The sequence below is a fragment of the Pseudomonas hydrolytica genome (genome assembly GCF_021495345.1).
In the GTDB taxonomy this organism is placed as follows: domain Bacteria; phylum Pseudomonadota; class Gammaproteobacteria; order Pseudomonadales; family Pseudomonadaceae; genus Aquipseudomonas; species Aquipseudomonas hydrolytica.
Genome location: NZ_CP099397.1, coordinates 1,250,152 through 1,266,284, shown reverse-complemented (window position 1 = coordinate 1,266,284; position 16,133 = coordinate 1,250,152). Strand labels below are relative to the sequence as shown.

The following is a 16,133-nucleotide window of genomic DNA, read 5'->3' as shown; positions in this document are numbered from 1 at the left end:
TAGGCCGTGCGCACCACGCATCCACCTTGCCAGCGGTGCGCACGGCGCACCCTACACAGGCCAGATGCAGCCGCTTGAAGTTCCTCCTAGAGCGGGTGCTGCCCGCCTCCACGCCAGCGGTGGGTTTCACCCGCCCTACGCCTGATAACGCTCTGCCTGACGTAACAGCGTGTCGCTCAACGCCTGCGCCGCGCTGGACAGCTGATGCCCGGCCTGGTGCAGCAGGCCGACACGCCGCGTGACCTGCGGCTCGCCCAGCGGCAGGCAGCGCGCGCCCAACTCCTCCATCTGCTGCCGACACAGCTGCGGCACCGCGCTGACGCCGAGGCCTTCGGCGACCATGCGCCCGACCGTCACCAGCTGATGACTCTCGAACGCCACCGGCAGCCTGCCGTGGCTGGCGATCACGCTGTCTTCCAGCAGCAGGCGCACCGCCGAGGGCCGCTGCAGGGTGATGAAGGGCCGGTCGAGCAGATCCACCCAGCTCAGGGCCTCGCGCTCGGCCAGCTCGCTGTCGGCCGGCACCACGGCGACGAAACGATCCTCGTACAGCGGGGTGAACTGCAGACCATCGAGGGTTGCCGGCTCGAAGGCGATGCCCAGCTCGACGCGGCCGTCGCGGACCATTTCCATCACCTGTTCGTTGATCACGTCGTGCACCGCCACGTTGACCCGTGGGTAGGCGTCGCGAAAGGCACGCAGCGCCGCCGGCAGTCGGTTGCCGGCGAACGACGGCATGGCTGCCACCGCCACCTTGCCCATCTGCAGGGTGAAGTGCTGGCGCAGCAGGTCCTCGGCGTTGTCCCAGTCGGCGAGCAGACGCACGGCGATCGGCAACAGCGTCTCGCCCTCCGGCGTCAGCGCCACGCTGCGGGTGGTGCGCACCAGCAGCTGGCCACCGAGGGATTGCTCGAGGTTCTTGATCGCCAGGCTCAGCGCCGGCTGCGACAGATGCAGGCGCTCGCAGGCCTGGGCGAAGCTCAGGCTTTGCGCCACGGCGAGAAAGGCGCGTAGCTGCTTGACGGTCATTAATTTATTTCTCTGATCAATCGAGAGGAAAAACAAACTTAACAAATAAGCTCGTAGCGCAGAAGCTTGGCCTCACCCCAGATAACAACAAGAGGCAGCCTCGAATGAGCGGACTCGACAAACGCGTCGGCAGCTATGCAGAAGCCCTGGACGGCCTGCAGGACGGCATGACCGTACTGGCCGGCGGTTTCGGCCTGTGCGGCATCCCCGAGAACCTGATCAAGGAGATCCGCCGCCGTGGCGTGCGCGATCTGACCGTGGTGTCCAACAACTGCGGCGTCGATGGCTTCGGCCTCGGCGTGCTGCTGGAAGACCGGCAGATCCGCAAGATGATCGCCTCCTACGTCGGCGAGAACGCCCTGTTCGAGCAGCAACTGCTCTCCGGTGAGCTGGAAGTCGAACTGACCCCGCAGGGCACCCTGGCCGAGAAGCTGCGCGCCGGCGGCGCCGGTATTCCCGCCTTCTTCACCGCCACCGGCTACGGCACCCCGGTCGCCGAGGGCAAGGAGGCCCGCGAGATCAACGGCCGCCACTACATTCTCGAGCCGGCCATCACCGGCGACTTCGCCATCGTCAAGGGCTGGAAGGCCGACCACTTCGGCAACGTGGTCTACCGCCACACCGCGCAGAACTTCAATCCGGTGGTGGCCACCGCCGGGCGCATCACCGTGGTCGAGGTCGAGGAGATCGTCGAGCCCGGTGAACTCGACCCGACGCAGATTCACACCCCCGGCATCTATGTCGACCGGCTGATCTGCGGCAGCTTCGAGAAACGCATCGAAAAACGCACCCTGCGCAGCTGAGGACAAGAGCATGGCACTGACCCGTGAACAAATGGCCCAGCGCGTGGCCCGCGAACTGCAGGACGGCTTCTACGTCAACCTCGGCATCGGCATCCCTACCCTGGTCGCCAACTACGTACCCGAAGGCATGCAGGTGATGCTGCAGTCGGAGAATGGCCTGCTCGGCATGGGCGCCTTCCCCACCGAGGAAGAAGTGGACGCCGACATGATCAACGCCGGCAAGCAGACCGTCACCGCGATCAAGGGCGCAGCGATCTTCGACTCGTCGCAATCCTTCGCCATGATCCGTGGCGGCCACGTCGACCTCACCGTGCTCGGCGCCTTCGAGGTGGACGTGCGCGGCAACATCGCCTCGTGGATGATCCCCGGCAAGCTGATCAAGGGCATGGGCGGCGCCATGGACCTGGTGGCCGGTGCCGACAACATCATCGTCACCATGACCCACGCCTCCAAGGACGGCGAATCCAAGCTGCTGGAGCATTGCAGCCTGCCGCTGACCGGCTGTGGCTGCATCCGCAAGGTGCTGACCGACCTGGCCTACCTGGAGATCGAGAACAACGCCTTCATCCTGCGCGAACGGGCGCCGGGTGTAAGCGTCGAGGAAATCGTGGCCAAGACCGCCGGCAAGCTGATCGTCCCCAAACACGTCCCGGAAATGAGCTTCTAAGTTGTCTACCGTCTCGAAGGCGCCACCACGCACGGCGTCTTCGGGACGTTTTTAGTTCGGCCAGATGGGGCTTGTGGCAGAGGCTTTAGCCGCGACTGGAAACTCGCCGCTAACGCGCCTCCCACGGCTCTGGTATCGCACTGCAGCGTGGAGCGATTCGCTCTCGCCTAGGAGTCAAGCATGCAAGACGTCGTCATCGTCGCCGCCACCCGCACCGCCATCGGCAGCTTCCAGGGCAGCCTGGCGGAGATTCCCGCGCCCGAACTTGGCGCCATCGTCATCAAGCGCCTGCTGGAGCAGACCGGCCTCGATGCCGCCCAGGTCGATGAAGTCATCCTCGGCCAGGTGCTCACTGCTGGCTCCGGGCAGAACCCCGCACGCCAGGCCGCCATCCGCGCCGGCCTGCCCCATGCCGTGCCGGCCATGACCCTGAACAAGGTCTGCGGCTCGGGTTTGAAAGCCCTGCACCTGGCCACCCAGGCCATTCGCTGCGGCGATGCCGAGGTGATCATCGCCGGCGGCATGGAGAACATGAGCCTGGCGCCCTACGTGCTGCCGAAAGCCCGCACCGGCCTGCGCATGGGCCACGCCCAGTTGCAGGACAGCATGATCCTCGACGGCCTGTGGGATGCCTTCAACGACTACCACATGGGCATCACCGCCGAGAACCTGGTGGAGAAATACGGCATCAGCCGTGAAGCCCAGGACGCCTTCGCTGCCGTCTCGCAGCAGAAGGCCGTGGCCGCCATCGAGTCCGGTCGTTTCGACACAGAAATCACCCCGGTGCTGATTCCACAGCGCAAGGGCGACCCCGTCGCCTTCGCCCGTGACGAACAGCCACGCGCCGGCACCACCGCCGAATCCCTGGCCAAGCTCAAGCCGGCGTTCAAAAAGGACGGCAGCGTCACCGCCGGCAACGCCTCCAGCCTCAACGACGGCGCCGCTGCCGTGCTGCTGATGAGCGCGAGCAAGGCGCAATCGCTGGGCCTGCCGGTGCTGGCGAAGATTGCCGGCTACGCCAATGCCGGCGTCGACCCGGCGATCATGGGTATCGCCCCGGTGTCGGCCACCCGCCGCTGCCTGGACAAGGCCGGCTGGAGCCTGGCCGATCTGGACCTGATCGAAGCCAACGAGGCCTTCGCCGCCCAGGCGCTGTCGGTCGGCCAAGAGCTGGGTTGGGATACCGACAAGGTCAACGTCAACGGCGGCGCCATTGCCCTGGGCCATCCCATCGGCGCCTCGGGCTGCCGCGTGCTGGTGACCCTGCTGCACGAGATGATCCGCCGCGACGCCAAGAAAGGTCTGGCCACGCTGTGCATCGGTGGCGGTCAGGGTGTGGCGCTGGCCATCGAGCGCAATTAAGCAACCCGAACACCGTAGCCCGGATGCAATCCGGGGAAACCTGCCACGGAACTCCCGGATTGCATCCGGGCTACGCCAAACAGCTCGGCCTCGTGCCGGGCTTTGTCATTTGTGCTGCAACGGCCAGGCGAAGCCAACCCTCGAATGCCTGGTCAAAGCCCTTACAACCATAAAAAAAGAGGCATCCCCCATGTTCAACACACTCACCCGCATGAGCGTGGGCCTGGTACAGAAGTACCTGCCCTCGCCCTTCGTCTTTTCCACCCTGCTCACCCTGGGCGTGCTGATCGCCGGCATGACCGCCACCGGCCAGTCGCTGCCGGCCATGGTCCAGCACTGGAGCGGCGGCTTCTGGACACTGCTCGGCTTCGCCATGCAGATGGCGCTGATCTTCGTCACCGGCCACGCCCTGGCCAGCGCGCCGATCATCAACCGCCAACTCGACCGCCTGGCCGCGATCGCGCGCACGCCGGGCCAGGCGATCATCATGGTCACCCTGGTGGCGTTGGTGGGCTGCTGGGTCAACTGGGGCTTCGGCCTGGTGATCGGCGCAGTGTTCGCCCGCGCCCTGGCGCGCAAGGTCGCAGGCGTCGACTACCCGTTGCTGGTGGCCTCGGCCTACTCGGGCTTTCTGGTCTGGCACGGCGGCCTCGCCGGTTCGGTGCCGCTGTCCATGGCCACCGGCGGCCCCGATCTGGCACGCATCACCGCCGGTGTACTGACCGAACCGGTGAGCATCACCCAGACCCTGTTCAGCCCGCTGAACCTGACCATCGTCGCGCTTCTGGTGATTGGCCTGCCACTGCTCAACCGCGCCATGCATCCGCGTCAGGGCGCCAAGGTGGCCGACCCGGCCAAGCTGGTGGAATCGCACGCCGAGCTGCCGGCCCGTGACACCCCGGCGCAGCGCCTGGACGACAGCCGCATCCTGGGTCTGGCGCTGGTGGCCATGGCCGGCATCTACCTGTTCAACCACTTCGCCAGCAAGGGCTTCGTGCTCGGCCTGGACGTGGTCATCGCCATCTTCCTGTTCAGCGGCCTGCTGATGCATGGCACCCCGGAGCGCTACATGCGCGCGGTGGACGAGAGCGTGCGCGGCATCGGCGGTATCGTCCTGCTGTTCCCCTTCTATGCCGGGATCATGGGCATGATGATGGGCGCCAACGCCGACGGCGTCTCCCTCGGTCGGCAGATCACCGAGTCCTTCATTTCCTGGTCGTCGGCCGACACCTTCCCGCTGCTGGCCTTCCTCAGCGCCGGTGTGGTCAACGTGTTCGTGCCCTCCGGTGGCGGCCAGTGGGCCGTACAGGGCCCGATCATGCTGCCGGCTGCCCAGGCTCTGGGCGTATCGCCCACCGTCACCGCCATGGCAATCGCCTGGGGCGACGCCTGGACCAACATGATCCAGCCGTTCTGGGCGCTGCCGCTGCTGGGCATCGTCGGCCTTGGCGCGCGAGACATCATGGGCTACTGCCTGATCATGCTGCTGTACTCGGGCGTGGTGATCTGCGGCGCGTTCTATCTGCTCGGCTGAGCGAGCAACGAAGCCTGGTAGGGTGGGCCGGGCAGCGATCTGCTTCGGCCCACACGGACCAACCCGGTGGGCTAAAGCCCACCCTACAAACTGAAGCTAACACCTAGCCGTAGGGTGGGCTTCAGCCCACCAGCAGTCCGACAGCGGCGGCCCATAGAGCTCGCCCCTGAAAGAGCGGGGACCGGCCCATCCGAACATCGCCGGTTCAATCCCCCATCAGACCATACGCCTTGGCCATGGCCACCGCCTGTGTGCGCCGCTGCACGCCGAGCTTGACGTTGATCCGCCGCGCATGGGTCTTGACCGTGTGCAGGGAGATGAACAGGCGATCGGCGATCTCCTGATTGGAACAGCCCTGAGCGATCAGCTGCAGCACCGCCAGCTCACGCGAGCTGAGCAGCGCGGTGCCGGCGCTGGCCGGCTCGTCCAGCGTCGGTGGCGGCTGGAACAGACGCTGGTGCAGGCTCTGCCCGGCCTCCCCCGGCAGCAACCGTTCCAGCCACTGCGGTTGACGCTGCTGCAGCTCCAGCAGCGGACGCAGCAGGCGCAACTGGCGTGCTTCGCCAAGGGCCTGTTGCAGCAGCGTCTCGGCCTGCTCGTCATGCCCCTGCAGCAACAGGCTTTCGGCCAGCGCGACACGGCACTCGCAGCTGAGGCTGCGATGTCCGGCCATCTGGCATTCGTCCAGCAACAGGCGCAGGGCATGCTCGGCAGCGGCATGATGACCGAGCAGCAGGTCGCTGACGGCCAGGTAGCGACGCAGACGCGGCAGCAGGTCATAGAAGCCCGAGGGCGCCAGTTGCTGGCGTTGCTGCAACTGCTGCAGGGTCTGGGCGAACACCTCGCGGGCACGGCCGTACTGTTCCTGGCGCAGCAGCAAGCGCCCGGCCTGCAGCTGCAGCACACCGCGATAACGCACCTCCGGCACGTGCGAGCACTGCATCACCCGCTCGGCCTTCTGCAACCACTGGTAGGCCTCGTCGAGATCGCCGCACGCCTCGGCCAGCTCCACCTGCCCCAGGTAGCCGGAGATGGTGTAGGCATCCTCGCAGAACTCGGCCTCCTGCAACCCCTGGCGATAGGCCTGCCGCGCCGTCTCGTCCAGGCCCTGGCGCGCCAGCAGGCTGGCACGCAGCAGCAGCAGGCGACCGACCACCGGGCTGTGGCTGACCCGCCCACGCAGCAGCGCCAGCGATTGCTCGGCCAGCTCCGCGGCGCGTCCGGCCTCGCCCTGCATCTCCAGCAGCAGGCAGCGGTCGGTGTTGAGCAGCGCCTCGTAGATCAGGCTGCCGTGCAGGCGCGACAGCCGCAGCCCTTCATCCAGCGCCTGCTGCGCCTGGCCCAGGGCGTTTTCCGCCAGGTACTGCTGGGCCAGGGCCTGATAGCAGAGGATGCGCTGCGACCAGCCGCTGTCGTCCAGTGCCTGCAGCGCCTCCAGGCAGTGCTGGCGTGCGTCGCGGCGCCCGCACTGGCGCGCCAGCACGCCGCTGAGCGCCTGCCAGTGAGCGAGCAGCTTGCGCTGGCGGCGGGCATCGGGCTGAGGCAGAAAGTGCGTCAGCGCCTCGGTGCAGGCGCGCGCCTCGTCGAAACGTGCACAGATGATCAGCGCCCAGGCCTGCAATACGACCAGCCGCGGCGAGCTGGCGAACAGCCAGGCCGGCAGCTCTTCGCGCCATTGCAGGAGCTGCGCGACCGAATGCCCCTGTAGCAGCTGCTCCTGGCTGAAGCGCTGCAGGTAGTTGACCGCCACCTCCACCTGCCCCGCCTGCAGGGCGTGCTCGACCGCCTCACGAATATCGCCGTGGCGGGCGAACCATTGGCAGGCACGCACGTGTATCGGCGCAGGCATCGGTCCACTGGGCAGGCTGCGCAGCACGTTGGCCAACGGCCGCCACAGACGGAACCAGGTACCACTGCTGTCGAGACTGCGCACGAACAGTTGGCGTCGCTGCAGCTCGCTCAGCAGCTCGGCGCCGCGGCCTTCCAGCAGGTGCTCACAGAGCGACAGGGCGAACCGTGGCAGCAGAGCCAGCGCATGCAGATCGCTGCGCAGTTCGTTATCCAGATCGGCCAGCACCTCGCGCTGCACGTAGTCGCGCAGCAGCGGGCAGCCGGCCTGCAGGCGCTGGCGCAACGCATCCTCGTCGGCATCGAGCAGCAGCAGGCGAATCGCCGCCAGCCAACCTTCGCTGCTTTGCAACAATCGCTGCCCGAGGTCCTCACCCAGGTTCAGCTGCAGCGCCGTCAGCAGCTCGGCCAGCCCCGCCTCGTCCAGCGCCAGGTCCTGCCCTTCGAGCTCCAGCAGATCGCCCTGCAGCAGCAGGCGCGGCAGGTTCCAGGCCGGCGTGCGGCGGCTGGCCACCCACCAGGTGATCTGCGCCGGCGCCGCAGCGAACAGGCGGTCGAGGCAGGCATCGAGTTCGCCATCGGGCTGGCGCGGGTAATCGTCGAGAAAGATCCACAGCCGCCCCGAATGCGCCTGCAGCATTTCCAGCAGGGCCGCCTCGTTCACTTCCGTCGCAGGCTGCTGCAAGGCCGCCGCCAGACGCGTGCAGAGCTGCGCCGGGGTCAGGCTGCGCCCGCCCAGATCCAGCCACAGCCGCGCCACGGCGGCAGGCGTCTGGCGCGCGCACTGACCAAGCAGCACGCTCTTGCCGGCACCGGCCGGCGCGCAGAGCAGGCGCAAACGGGCATCGCTGGCGAGCAGGCGCTGCTCGAGCGGCAATCGCGCAATCACCGCGGGCGGCAGCCGCGGCAGGTCGGCAGACGGTGCCGGAACCGCATTGGAGCGGGCAAGGGCAAGGGTCGGCATGGCAGCGGTTCTCTCTGCTTGTCATTGTTGAAAACCACCGTTCGATGGTAGCCCGCCAGCAGAGCGCCCGCACCCCGTCGGGCTTATGCCTGAAGATTCACAAGACCATGGCGGCCAGACAGCACGACGCCGCCCGCAGGCGGCGCCGTTGACAAGCACGAGACTCAGCGCACGCCGGCGTTACGCAAGGCGGCCGGGGTGAAGTCCTTGGCCGAGGCCTGGGTGCCGTACTCGATGGAGCGCTTCTCCTCGTTGGCCATGCCGATGGCCAGGTAGCGCCCGGCGATGATGTCGTACAGCGCCTCGAAGGCATACACCGGCACCTTCTGCGCGTACTGCTGCATCAGCATCGCCTCGCCGACCCGCCACAACTGGCCACGGCCATCGTAGTGCTCGGACAGGGCGATCTGCCAGGAGTCCTCGTCGACGTAGAAGCGGCGCTTGGCGTAGATGTTGCGCTCGCCGGACTTCAGCGTCGCCTCCACTTCCCAGACGCGATGCAGCTCGTAGCGCAGCAGGTCCTGATTGACGTGACCGGCCTTGAGGATGTCGGCGTACTTCACCTGCGGCGAGGCCACGCGGTAGTTGTTGTAGGGAATGAACAGCTCGCGCTTGCCCACCAGCTTCCAGTCGTAACGATCCGGCGCGCCGTTGAACATGTCGAAGTTGTCCGAGGTGCGCAGGCCGTCGGCCGCGGTGCCCGGGCCGTCGTAGGCCACCTGCGGGGCGCGACGTACGCGACGCTGGCCGGCATTGTAGAGCCAGGCCATGCGCGGCTCCTTGACCTGATCGAGCGAGTCATGCACCAGCAACACGTTGCCCGCCAGGCGCGACGGCGCGGTGACCCGCTGCTTGAAGAACAGCAGCGCGTTCTCCGCCTTGGCCGGATCGACGTCCGGCATGTTGTCGGGGAACGCCACCTCGTCCTCGAAATGCACCAGGGTGTAGGCGCCGTTGGTCTGCGGCGAGGCCTGCACGATGCTGCGCCTGAGGTTGCCGCCGCGGTAACGGGTGATGTGGTTCCACACCACCTCCAGACCGTTCTGCGGAATGGGGAAGGCGTAGTAGCGACTGTCGGTGAAGTTGGTCAGGCCGTTGCCGCCGGGCATCAGGCCGGTGTTCAGCGCGCTGGTCTTGGCCGCGGCGTAGATGGCGTCCGGCACCGCGGTGCTGCGATGGGTCGGATAGACCGCCATGCGATAGCTTTCCGGGTAGCGCTGGAACATCGCCAGTTGCCCGGCCGACAGTTGGTCGCGGTACTGCGCCAGGTTCTGTGCGGTGATGGTGAACAGCGGCTGCTCGCCCGCGAAGGGGTCACTGAGAAAACCGCGTGCATCGACCTGCCCGGCGTTGGCCGCCAGGCCGCCGGTCCAGGCCGGAATGGTGCCCGCGGCATTGCCTTCCATCTGCGCCCCCAGCGGGGTCAGGCTGGTGCCCAGCTTGGCCGCTTCCTCGGCGCTCACCGCCGCCAGCACGCTGCCGGCCAGCAGGCTCAGGGACAGCGCGCCAAGCATCTTAAGGGTTGTATTCATCTGCATTCCTCAACTGATCCTGATGACCTAGAAGCTCACGCCGAAGCTGAGCGCCAGAAAGTCGCGGTCGACCGCGGTGTTGTACTTGCCGCCGAAGAAGTCGGTGTACGACAGGCTGGCGGTGTAGGTATTGCGGTAGTCGGCATCGACCCCGAAGCTCACCGCCTTGGCACCCTCGTTGAACAGGCCGTTGGGGCCATAGCCGTCGACGTCATGCGACCAGGAGACGTTCGGCCGCAGGTTCACCCCGGCGAACACGTTGCTGTATTCCCAGATGCCGCGCACCCGGTAGCCCCAGGAAGTGCTGGTGACGAAGCCGTGGGTGTCGCCACGGAAGCCGTAGGCTCCGAACAGCGAATCGCGGCCATAGCGCAGGTCCTCGCGGCTCTCCAGCCCACCGACATGGGCCATGCCGATCTCGCCCACCAGGGTGAAGCGCCCGGCGCCCATCACCTGATCGAAGAAATGGGTGAAGGTGGTCTGCACCTGGGTGACTTCCTTGCGCCGGTAGCCGACGTTGTCCTGGCCCGGGCCGGCCGCAACCGGCGCGGTGCCGGGAGCGATGGGATTGAGCAGGCTCAGGGTCATGTCGGTGGTGTTGATCTGCAGCGGCAGGTTCGGCCGGTAGCTGACCTCACCCGCCCAGGCGGTGCCGGTGGGCAGCGTGGTGGAGAAGCTCAGGCCGTAGAGACGGATGTCCTCGGGGTATTCCAGGTAGTAGCGGCCATTGCCGAGCATCACGCTCTGCGCCAGGCCGGCGCCGCTGCCTGGGGCGATGCCGTTGGCGGTGCCGATGATCCCCGGCAGCGCCGCCAGGGTCGCCAGGCCGGCGTTCTGCGTGCTGACGATGGGCGTGCGGCTGTGGTAGTTGATGAAGTAGGCGCCGTACTCGGTCTCGTCACCCAGCCAGCGCAGGGCCAGGCCCCACTGGCCGCTATCACGCGCATCACGATCACCGGCACGCGGCAGGATCACCCCTTCGCTGTCGACCCGGAAACCCTGGCCGAACGCGGCGGCGATCGGCTGCAACGGCGCGATGGCCGGCGAGCCGATGTGGTAGCCGTTGTCGCAGCCATCGGCGGCCACGTCGGCGGTGGAGAAGAAGGTGCCGCAGTTGTCGAGGATGGTCTGGTCCCACTCCAGCTGGTAGAAGGCCTCCATGCTCAGGCGGTCGGTGAGGCTCTGCGACAGGTAGAGCATGTTCACCGGAATCAGGCCTTCCTTGATCTCCGCGCCGGGGCGGCGGAAGGCGGCCACATCGATAGGGTTGATGGCGTTGATGCTGTTGCCGATGAAGGTGCTCTCGCCCCAGCTCACCACCTGCTTGCCGACCCGCACCGTGCCCGGCAGATCGCCAATGGCGTAGTTGTGGTAGAGGAAGGCATCGAGAATTTCCGCCCCCGAAGACTTGGCGCCCTCCTTGCGATTGCTGTCGTCGATATCCTTGAACAGGCGGCTCTCGTCCTTGAGCTCGAAGTCGTACCAGTACTTGCCGCGCACGAAGGCGCCGGTGTCGCCGTACTTCAGCTCCAGATCGTGGATGCCCTTGAAGATCTTCGAGAAGGTCTCGCCCTTCTTGAAGTTCAAGCGCCCATCGTCGCCGGTCTGCGCCTGGCCCTGGCCGCCATTGTTCGGCCCGATCAGGTCGCGGTCCGGGCTGCGCATCGACCAGCTGGCCCCGATCGACAGCGAGCTGTCGAACTGGCCCTCGATCTCGCCGATGTTGAAGTTGATGGCCTGCGCCGGAGCGCTGATGCCAAGGGCGATGGCCAAGGCCAAGGTATGCGGCTGGAATAGTCCGGGCCCTGTTGTTCTTGTCATGCGGGTCTCCTGAGTTGGGGTGCAGCTGTCGTGCCCGTCTGCCGCGTTCGCAACACGGAACGAGGCAGCAGGCCAACTGCACCCTACGCAGCGCCCGACACCGGGATAAGCGCACCAAGGAGGGATTTCACCTGTCGCCCGAAAGGATGAACGACGCCCTGCCACGGGCGGCAGGCCGCGACACTCAGCGTGCTGAATGACGGGGTATCAGGTGGATGGGGAACTTTCTCCGGCGCGTGCGGGTTTCAGCGCCAGCGATCGAGCAGGTTCACCGCCAGCCGGTCCAGCCAGCCCCACAGGCGTTGCTGCGCGCGGCGCCACCAGGGGCGCTGGTGCCAGTCCTGCAGGGTGACTTCGCGACTGTGGCCGAAGTCCTCGATGAAGCTGGCGGCCACCGCCCGGGTGAAGGCCGGGTCGAGCGCTTCGACGTTGGCGTCGAGGTTGAAGCGCAGGTTCCAGTGGTCGAAATTGCACGAGCCGACGCTGACCCAGTCGTCCACCAGCACCATCTTCAGGTGCAGGAAACGCGGCTGGTACTCGAAGATGCGCACGCCGGCCTTGAGCAGCCTGGGGTAGTAGCGCTGCCCGGCGAAGCGCACCGGTGGATGATCGGTGTTGCGCCCGGCCAGCAGCAGGCGCACCTCCACACCCCGTGCGGCGGCCTGGCGCAGGGCGCGGCGGATCTTCCAGGTGGGCAGGAAGTACGGCGTGGCCAGCCACACGCGCTGCCTGGCGCCACGCAGCGCGCGCACCAGCGACAGCAGGATGTCGCGGTGCTGCGCCGCATCGGCATAGGCCACACGGCCCAAGCCCAGCCCCGCGGGCGGACAATCGGGCAGGCGCAGCGGCATGGGCTGGTGACTCGGGCGCCAGGAAAAGCGCGCCAGCCACTGGTGCTCGAACAGCTGCTGCCAGTCACCCACCAGCGGTCCCTCGATCTCCACCATGGCTTCGTGCCAGGGACTGCTCGCCTCGTCCGGCAACCAGAATTCATCGGTCGAACCGGTGCCGCCGACATAGGCCAGACGCCGATCCACCAGCAGCAGCTTGCGATGATCGCGGTGAAAGTTGCGCACGCCGCGGCGCCAGCGCACCGGGTTGTACCAGCGCAGTTGCACACCGGCACCCAGCAGCTGCTGGCGCAGCGCGCTGCCCAGCCCGGCAGCGCCAAAGGCATCGAACAGCCCGCGCACCAGAACGCCACGGGCGCTGGCCCGGCACAGCGCGTCCACCAGGCGTTCGCTGCAGCCTCCGTCCTCGATCAGGTACAGCTCCAGCTCGACCTGGCGCTCGGCGCTGTCGATGGCCGCCAGCATGCGCGGAAAGAACGCCGCCCCATCGAGCAGCAGCTCGAAACGATTGCCCGCACGCCAGGGGAAGATGGTGCCGCGCACGGTCCGCTCAGCGCGCCGTGAAGATCAGCACGGCGCCGACCGGCACCGACAGGCTGATGGCAGGCAGTTCGGCGATCTTGCGCAGCGCCTCGATGCCGCTGGCCAGGCCGAAGTCCTCGGCGTGCAGCACCAGCGGCGCCAGCGTCACCACCTGGAAGCGCCGATCGTCGAGACGGGTGACCAGCAGTTCGGCATTCAGCTCGCGCCTGTGTTCGTTGAGCACCAGTTGCAGCGGCAGGCGCAGTTCCAGCTGGGCACCGGGCGCCAGGTCGGTGAGTTGCGCCAGGTTGACCTGCGCGTTGATACGCGCCTCGGGCAGGCGCGCGGTGTCGAACAGCATGGCGCGCAGGCGCTCGTCACGCAGCGCAATGCCGGTGCTCAGCGAATCCAGGTCGACCCGCAGGCGCGCGCGGCCATCGGCGGCGATCTGTCCGTGCAGGGTGAGAAAGCGATGCACCTCCGACTGGCTGCCGGAATGAGTGGAGATGAACGACAGCCGTGAGGACTCGTTGTCCAGGTACCAGTCGGCGTGAACGGGGAAGGCGACAGCAAGCAGCAGGGCAAACAGCGAACGGCGCATGAGGACTCGAAAACGGCATGACCAGGCGGCAACGATAGTCGCCATGGCCTGCATTGCAAAGCCCGGCGCGCGCAGCACCGTAGGACAGGTGCAACCCGCCGCTTCCGAGGTGGCGGGTTTCACCCGCCCTACTTGCTCGGCAATAACTGACAGCCCTGGCGCTGTCCCAGCCAGACCGCGCTGTGCGTGCGCCCCAGCCCGCTGGCGGTGACGCGTTTGGCGCCTTCGTCATCGTGCAGGCTGCTGATCGGCACGTACTGCTTCACATAGCCTTCGCAGTAGGCCGCCGGGTTGCCGCTGACGTAGCGGCAGGAGCAGTACTCCTTGGCCGTGTAGGCACCGATGATGTCGGGGAAGGCGGCCAGATGGGCGCGATTCGGCCAGGCCCAGGCCAGCAGCAGGACCAACAGCAGTACCAGCACGCTGAGGATCGGATGGCGACGGATCATGGCTGCACCTCTTCGGCGAAGGCCGCACGCACGCGCTTGAGCAGTTCGTTGTGGTTGAAGCTGGCATCGCGGTCATCGGCATAGCGCACCACCACCAGTTTTTCCTCGGGCAGCACGTACAGGCCCTGGCCCCAGTGTCCCAGCGCCGCAATGGTCGCGGCCGGTGCGTCCGGCCAGGGGCGCCGGCTGCCCGGCAGTTCGGCGTTGAGCCACCAATGCCCACCCGGCACGGCATCGCCCGGCTTGGCCAGTTGCGGCTGGTAGCCGGCAAAGGGGGTGCTGACGAACGCCACCCAGGCCTCGGGCAGCAGCTGGCGCTCGCCCCAGCGCCCGCCGCGCTGCATCAGCAGGCCCACGCGGGCCAGATCGCGAGCGCTCATGTAAGCGTAGGAGGAGCCGACGAAGGTACCGGCGCCGTCGCGCTCCCACACCGCACTGTCGATACCCAGCGGCTCGAACAGTGCCGTCCAGGGGTAGTCGGCGTAGGCCTGCTCGCCGACCATGCCGCGCAAGGCCGCCGCCAGCACATTGCTGTCGCCGCTGGAATAACGAAAGCGCGTGCCGGGCGCGGCATCGGCCGCATGCGCGGCGGTAAAGGCCGCCATGTCGCCGCGGCCGCGGGTGTAGAGCATGGCCACCACCGAGGACTTCAGCGGCGCGTATTCGTAGTCTTCTTCCCAAGCCAGGCCCGAGGCCCAATTGAGCAGGTGGCCGATCTTGATCTGCGGATGCCCGGCCATCGCCGGGTAGTACTTGGCCACCGGCGCATCGAGCTTGAAGCGCCCTTCGCCGTAGGCCACACCCAGGGTGGTGGCCAGCAGGCTCTTGGCCATCGACCAGGCCAGGTGCGCGGTTTGCGCCGTGGTCGGCGCCGCGTAGCGCTCGTAGACGATCTGGCCGTCACGCACCACCAGCAGCGCATCGCTGCGCACGCCGATGCGCTGCACCTCATCGCGCGGGGCAAAGGCATAGGCTTCCAGCTCGGCAACGGCGGCAGTCCGGCTGGCGGGCAGCGTCTGCCAATCCGGTTGCGGCCAACTCTCGGCCCGGGCAAGGCCGGCCAGCAGGCCAAGGCCGAGCAGCAGACTCGTATGGCGAAGGGAAAGGATGCTCATGGGCGACCTCGACGGGAAATCGAGGCGCACCCTAGCACGGAGTGGATGACGCCTTGAAGCGGCAGAACAGGGGAGCACCGCGCCCTCGTTCAATGGTGCGCACGGCGCACCCTACCGGTGGTAGCGCCGCCTAGGGTGTCGCGGGGTCACCTAGGTCGTACGTACCAATCCGAGCGACGGGGTCCCGGTATGCGCAGCCCTAGTTCGGCAGGCGGTAATCGTCGGGGCCCATCAGGTCGAGACCGCACTCCAGGTTCTCGATCCAGTAGAGGAAGGCGCTGATCATCTCGGCGCCAACGAAGGGGCGGCCGTGCTGCGGCACGATCATCGCCACGTCCATTTCGCGCACCATCGCCGCCCACAGGCGACAGGCTTTGTTGCCGGCCATGTAGCGGCGGTGGAACCCCTCCATGTTCGGCACGTGGTTGACGAAGTCGCGCACCGGCGAAGCGTCGTCGACCATCGAGGCGCCCATGTCGCCGGAGAAGAGGATCTTGCTCACCGGGTCGTAGACCTGGAAGTTGCCCACCGAGTGCAGGAAGTGCGCCGGCACCGCCTTGAGCGAGCACTTGCCCAGCGGGATGCTCTGGCCGCGGTCGGGCAGCGCGATGATGCGGTCGTAGGTGTTGATGCCGCGGCTCAGCGCCAGGTAGTTGGCCGTCAGATGCGGCAGAAAGCGCGCCCACAACTTGGAGCAGATCACCCGCGCGCGGGTGTGCAGCAGCCACTTATCCAGCGAGGCAATGATGTCCGGGTCCTGGTGCGAGGCGAAGATGTAGGTCATGTCCTGCACCGGGATGTGCTTGGACAGCTCCAGCGACAGCGGCGTATAGGTCAGGTCGCCACCCGGGTCGAGCAGCAGGTACTGCTCGTGGTCGGTGATCAGGAACTGGTTGGATTGCACGCCCTCGCCGCTGACCAGGTCATCGAACATCAGGCATTGGTGGCTGCCGTTATCGAACAGCACGATGGGCTCGCGGCGCATGGAAACCTCGTAGATGAATCGCGAGGTAACCTTATGCGCAGGCGGGCCAG

13 protein-coding genes are annotated in these 16,133 nt (G+C 67.0%); 4 read left to right on the top strand and 9 right to left on the bottom strand.

What is annotated here, in order from left to right; genetic code table 11:
• Positions 1-135 precede the first annotated feature (135 nt).
• Positions 136-1,029 carry a LysR family transcriptional regulator gene (locus tag L1F06_RS05765; protein WP_129484200.1) on the bottom strand — a complete coding sequence of 298 codons (894 nt, stop codon included), beginning with the start codon at positions 1,027-1,029 and terminating at the stop codon, positions 136-138.
• Positions 1,030-1,133: 104 nt separating this feature from the next.
• Here L1F06_RS05765 and L1F06_RS05760 point away from each other — a divergent pair, with 104 nt between their 5' ends.
• From L1F06_RS05760 to L1F06_RS05745, 4 genes are all read left to right on the top strand, one after another.
• Positions 1,134-1,832, top strand: coding sequence for a CoA transferase subunit A (locus tag L1F06_RS05760; protein WP_129484201.1), 699 nt, complete (start codon positions 1,134-1,136; stop codon positions 1,830-1,832).
• A 10-nt stretch (positions 1,833-1,842) separates the two neighbouring features.
• Positions 1,843-2,499, top strand: a complete 657-nt coding sequence (locus tag L1F06_RS05755) for a CoA transferase subunit B (protein WP_129484202.1) — start codon at positions 1,843-1,845, stop codon at positions 2,497-2,499.
• A gap of 180 nt (positions 2,500-2,679) precedes the next feature.
• Positions 2,680-3,861, top strand: a complete 1,182-nt coding sequence (locus L1F06_RS05750; RefSeq protein ID WP_252576737.1) for an acetyl-CoA C-acetyltransferase — start codon at positions 2,680-2,682, stop codon at positions 3,859-3,861.
• Between the two features lie 190 nt (positions 3,862-4,051).
• Positions 4,052-5,395, top strand: coding sequence for a short-chain fatty acid transporter (locus L1F06_RS05745; protein ID WP_041772821.1), 1,344 nt, complete (start codon positions 4,052-4,054; stop codon positions 5,393-5,395).
• Between the two features lie 205 nt (positions 5,396-5,600).
• Here the strand turns inward: L1F06_RS05745 and L1F06_RS05740 are convergent, their stop codons facing one another.
• The 8 genes from L1F06_RS05740 to L1F06_RS05705 all read right to left on the bottom strand — a co-directional run bounded on the left by L1F06_RS05740 (position 5,601) and on the right by L1F06_RS05705 (position 16,083).
• On the bottom strand, positions 5,601-8,207 hold the full coding sequence (locus L1F06_RS05740; protein ID WP_129483919.1) for a LuxR C-terminal-related transcriptional regulator: 2,607 nt from the start codon (positions 8,205-8,207) through the stop codon (positions 5,601-5,603).
• Positions 8,208-8,371: 164 nt separating this feature from the next.
• Entirely contained in the window at positions 8,372-9,739 is a 1,368-nt protein-coding gene (locus tag L1F06_RS05735; protein ID WP_036987346.1) for a DUF1329 domain-containing protein, read from the bottom strand.
• Positions 9,740-9,766: 27 nt separating this feature from the next.
• Positions 9,767-11,560, bottom strand: a complete 1,794-nt coding sequence (locus L1F06_RS05730) for a DUF1302 domain-containing protein (RefSeq protein WP_129483918.1) — start codon at positions 11,558-11,560, stop codon at positions 9,767-9,769.
• A gap of 245 nt (positions 11,561-11,805) precedes the next feature.
• On the bottom strand, positions 11,806-12,954 hold the full coding sequence (locus L1F06_RS05725) for a phospholipase D-like domain-containing protein (RefSeq protein ID WP_129483917.1): 1,149 nt from the start codon (positions 12,952-12,954) through the stop codon (positions 11,806-11,808).
• A 7-nt stretch (positions 12,955-12,961) separates the two neighbouring features.
• Complete coding sequence (locus L1F06_RS05720) at positions 12,962-13,534, bottom strand: YceI family protein (protein ID WP_129483916.1); 573 nt, start codon at positions 13,532-13,534, stop codon at positions 12,962-12,964.
• Between the two features lie 128 nt (positions 13,535-13,662).
• Positions 13,663-13,983: a hypothetical protein gene (locus tag L1F06_RS05715; protein ID WP_012017806.1), complete on the bottom strand. Its 321-nt coding sequence runs from the start codon at positions 13,981-13,983 to the stop codon at positions 13,663-13,665.
• Complete coding sequence (locus L1F06_RS05710; RefSeq protein WP_129483915.1) at positions 13,980-15,098, bottom strand: serine hydrolase domain-containing protein; 1,119 nt, start codon at positions 15,096-15,098, stop codon at positions 13,980-13,982. Before L1F06_RS05710 ends, L1F06_RS05715 begins: the two co-directional genes overlap by 4 nt.
• A 199-nt stretch (positions 15,099-15,297) precedes the next feature.
• Complete coding sequence (locus L1F06_RS05705; protein ID WP_129483914.1) at positions 15,298-16,083, bottom strand: oxygen-binding di-iron domain-containing protein; 786 nt, start codon at positions 16,081-16,083, stop codon at positions 15,298-15,300.
• Positions 16,084-16,133 lie beyond the last annotated feature (50 nt).

Coding starts and splice junctions, on each gene's coding strand:
- L1F06_RS05755 (WP_129484202.1), top strand. CDS start 1,843: ATGGCACTGACCCGTGAACAAATGGCCCAGCGCGTGGCCCGCGAACTG.
- L1F06_RS05735 (WP_036987346.1), bottom strand. CDS start 9,739: ATGAATACAACCCTTAAGATGCTTGGCGCGCTGTCCCTGAGCCTGCTG.
- L1F06_RS05760 (WP_129484201.1), top strand. CDS start 1,134: ATGAGCGGACTCGACAAACGCGTCGGCAGCTATGCAGAAGCCCTGGAC.
- L1F06_RS05745 (WP_041772821.1), top strand. CDS start 4,052: ATGTTCAACACACTCACCCGCATGAGCGTGGGCCTGGTACAGAAGTAC.
- L1F06_RS05705 (WP_129483914.1), bottom strand. CDS start 16,083: ATGCGCCGCGAGCCCATCGTGCTGTTCGATAACGGCAGCCACCAATGC.
- L1F06_RS05765 (WP_129484200.1), bottom strand. CDS start 1,029: ATGACCGTCAAGCAGCTACGCGCCTTTCTCGCCGTGGCGCAAAGCCTG.
- L1F06_RS05750 (WP_252576737.1), top strand. CDS start 2,680: ATGCAAGACGTCGTCATCGTCGCCGCCACCCGCACCGCCATCGGCAGC.
- L1F06_RS05720 (WP_129483916.1), bottom strand. CDS start 13,534: ATGCGCCGTTCGCTGTTTGCCCTGCTGCTTGCTGTCGCCTTCCCCGTT.
- L1F06_RS05710 (WP_129483915.1), bottom strand. CDS start 15,098: ATGAGCATCCTTTCCCTTCGCCATACGAGTCTGCTGCTCGGCCTTGGC.
- L1F06_RS05730 (WP_129483918.1), bottom strand. CDS start 11,560: ATGACAAGAACAACAGGGCCCGGACTATTCCAGCCGCATACCTTGGCC.
- L1F06_RS05715 (WP_012017806.1), bottom strand. CDS start 13,983: ATGATCCGTCGCCATCCGATCCTCAGCGTGCTGGTACTGCTGTTGGTC.
- L1F06_RS05740 (WP_129483919.1), bottom strand. CDS start 8,207: ATGCCGACCCTTGCCCTTGCCCGCTCCAATGCGGTTCCGGCACCGTCT.